We start from the raw sequence: 3,210 nt of genomic DNA, 5'->3' as shown, positions 1-3,210 counted from the left end.
TTGGTTGCGGGGGCAGGATTTGAACCTGCGACCTTCAGGTTATGAGCCTGACGAGCTACCGGGCTGCTCCACCCCGCGCCAGGGTTGTCGGTTCGGAGGTTTTGAGTATCGAAGGTAGAGAGAGATTTCTGTTTCTCGTCAGGTCTGGCGGTGACCTACTCTCCCACATCTTGAGATGCAGTACCATTGGCGTGACGACCCTTATCGGCCGAGTTCGAGAAGGGATCGGGAGTTTAGCCGTCGCTATGACCACCAGACCGGAAGAGAAACAGAACATCGGCTTGGACTTGCGTCCAGCTGTCGTTTGTCGGTGCTTTTTGATTTTCAGGAACAGTCTTGCTGTTACTGGATCAGATCAAGCCAATCGGGCCATTAGTACCGGTCAACTGAATGCATTGCTGCACTTACATCTCCGGCCTATCGACGTGGTGGTCTACCACGGCCCTCAAGGGAGACCTTGTTTTGAAGGGGGCTTCACGCTTAGATGCCTTCAGCGTTTATCCTGTCCGCTCATAGCTACCCTGCACTGCGGCTGGCGCCACAACAGGTCCACCAGTGGAGCGTTCACCCCGGTCCTCTCGTACTAGGGGCAACTCTTCTCAAGTCTCCTACACCCACGGCAGATAGGGACCGAACTGTCTCACGACGTTCTAAACCCAGCTCACGTACCTCTTTAAATGGCGAACAGCCATACCCTTGGGACCGACTTCAGCCCCAGGATGAGATGAGCCGACATCGAGGTGCCAAACGATGCCGTCGATATGGACTCTTGGGCATCATCAGCCTGTTATCCCCAGCGTACCTTTTATCCGTTGAGCGATGGCCCACCCACGTGGGACCACCGGATCACTATGGCCGTCTTTCGACTCTGCTCGACGTGTCAGTCTTGCAGTCAGGCTGGCTTCTGCCATTGCACTCAACGAGCGATTTCCGACCGCTCTGAGCCAACCTTCGCGCGCCTCCGTTACTGTTTGGGAGGCGACCGCCCCAGTCAAACTCCCCACCATGCATGGTCCCGGATCCGGATGACGGACCGCGGTTAGACATCAAGAGTGCGAAGGGTGGTATCTCAAGGGAGGCTCCGCAGGAACTGGCGTCCCTGTTTCAATGCCTACCACCTATCCTGCACATCACAATCCTGATGCCAGTGCAAAGCTGGAGTAAAGGTGCATGGGGTCTTTCCGTCTAACCGCGGGTAGTGTGCATCTTGACACACAGTTCAATTTCGCTGAGTCCACGTTTGAGACAGCGGGGAAGTCGTTACGCCATTCGTGCAGGTCGGAACTTACCCGACAAGGAATTTCGCTACCTTAGGACCGTTATAGTTACGGCCGCCGTTTACTGGGGCTTCAATTCGGAGCTTGCACCCCTCCTTTTAACCTTCCAGCACCGGGCAGGCGTCAGACTGTATACGTCGCCTTACGGCTTCGCACAGCCCTGTGTTTTTAGTAAACAGTCGCCACCCCCTGGTTTGTGCCCCCGGCCCATACTTGCGTACGAACCGGGCCTCCTTCTCGCGAACTTACGGAGGTATTTTGCCGAGTTCCTTAAACGTGGTTCTCTCAAGCGCCTTGGTATTCTCTACCAGTCCACCTGTGTCGGTTTCGGGTACGGTCTTATAGAGGGGCTATTTCCAGGAACCTCTCAGCAGCCCAGTCAATCCGATAAGACTGAACTACACCTGAGATCCGTCACCACCTCACGGCCCAGGAATATTAACCTGGTTCCCATCGACTACGCCTTTCGGCCTCGCCTTAGGGGCCGGCTTACCCTGCTCAGATTAGCTTTAAGCAGGAACCCTTGGACTTTCGGCGAGAGGGTCTCTCACCCTCTTTGTCGCTACTCATGTCAACATTCTCGCTTCTGAACGCTCCACCGGTCCCTCACGGGCCGGCTTCACAGCCGTCTCCACTGCTTCCGGGACATCCGAGGATGCCAAAGAAGCAAGGAGATCTGAACAGAACGCTCCGCTACCGCGCACTTGCGTGCACCCTGAGCTTCGGCTCGTGGCTTGAGCCCCGTTACATCTTCGCCGCAGGACAGCTTATCTAGACCAGTGAGCTGTTACGCTATCTTTAAAGGATGGCTGCTTCTAAGCCAACCTCCTGGTTGTTTTGGCCGTCCCACATGCTTTCCCACTTAGCCACGAATTAGGGGCCTTAGCTGCAGGTCAGGGTTGTTTCCCTCTTCACGACGGACGTTAGCACCCGCCGTGTGTCTGCCAGATAGTACTCCCGGGTATTCGGAGTTTGCTTAGGCTCAGTAAGTCTGTGGGACCCCATCACCCATGCAGTGCTCTACCCCCCGGGGCATTCGTCTGACGCTCTACCTAAATAGATTTCGCGGAGAACCAGCTATCTCCGAGTTTGATTGGCCTTTCACCCCTAGGCACAAGTCATCCCGACCTTTTTCAACAGGTGTGGGTTCGGACCTCCAGTAAGTGTTACCTCACCTTCATCCTGCTCATGCCTAGATCACTCGGTTTCGGGTCTGATCCGTCTAACTAAGCGCCCTTTTAAGACTCGCTTTCGCTGCGCCTACACCTACCGGCTTAAGCTCGCTAGACAGACCAAGTCGTTGACCCATTATACAAAAGGTACGCCGTCAGGACTCGAGGTCCCTCCGACTGCTTGTAGGCGTCCGGTTTCAGGTACTGTTTCACTCCCCTCGTCGGGGTGCTTTTCACCTTTCCCTCACGGTACTGGTTCGCTATCGGTCAGCAAGGAGTACTTAGCCTTCGGAGGTGGTCCTCCGATCTTCAGACAGGATTTCACGTGTCCCGCCCTACTTAATGCGTCGAATTGAGCTTCCTGTACGGGGCTGTCACCCTGTATCGCCGGCCTTTCCAGACCGTTCCAGTCACTCTCATCGCTCGGCTGGTCCGCGTTCGCTCGCCACTACTAACGGAGTCTCTATTGATTTCCTTTCCTCCGGGTACTTAGATGTTTCAGTTCCCCGGGTTTGCTCTAAAACCCCTATGTATTCAGGGTTAAAGTACCTGTTTTACCCGATTATTGATCACTGCGCTGCCAGTCCGAAGACTGTCAGTGAGCAACAATAACCGAGTATCAGGTGGGTTGCCCCATTCGGAGATCTTTGGATCAAAGCCTATTCCCGGCTCCCCAAAGCTTATCGCAGGGTATCACGTCCTTCATCGCCTCTTGCTGCCAAGGCATCCACCAAACGCCCTTATCGCGCTTGATCTGATCC

The 3,210-nt window shown here is 55.0% G+C and carries 1 tRNA gene and 2 rRNA genes; all 3 read right to left on the bottom strand.

What is annotated here, in order from left to right:
• Position 1: 1 nt before the first annotated feature.
• The 3 genes from DDE23_RS24755 to DDE23_RS24745 all read right to left on the bottom strand — a co-directional run bounded on the left by DDE23_RS24755 (position 2) and on the right by DDE23_RS24745 (position 3,204).
• Positions 2–78: transfer RNA gene (locus DDE23_RS24755), tRNA-Met, on the bottom strand.
• 64 nt (positions 79–142) lie between these two features.
• Positions 143–257: ribosomal RNA gene (rrf, locus tag DDE23_RS24750) — 5S ribosomal RNA — on the bottom strand.
• A gap of 94 nt (positions 258–351) precedes the next feature.
• Positions 352–3,204: ribosomal RNA gene (locus DDE23_RS24745) — 23S ribosomal RNA — on the bottom strand.
• Positions 3,205–3,210 lie beyond the last annotated feature (6 nt).

This window comes from Pararhodobacter aggregans (assembly GCF_003075525.1).
Classification (GTDB): Bacteria; Pseudomonadota; Alphaproteobacteria; order Rhodobacterales; family Rhodobacteraceae; genus Pararhodobacter; species Pararhodobacter aggregans.
This window is presented reverse-complemented; position numbering and strand designations above follow the sequence as displayed.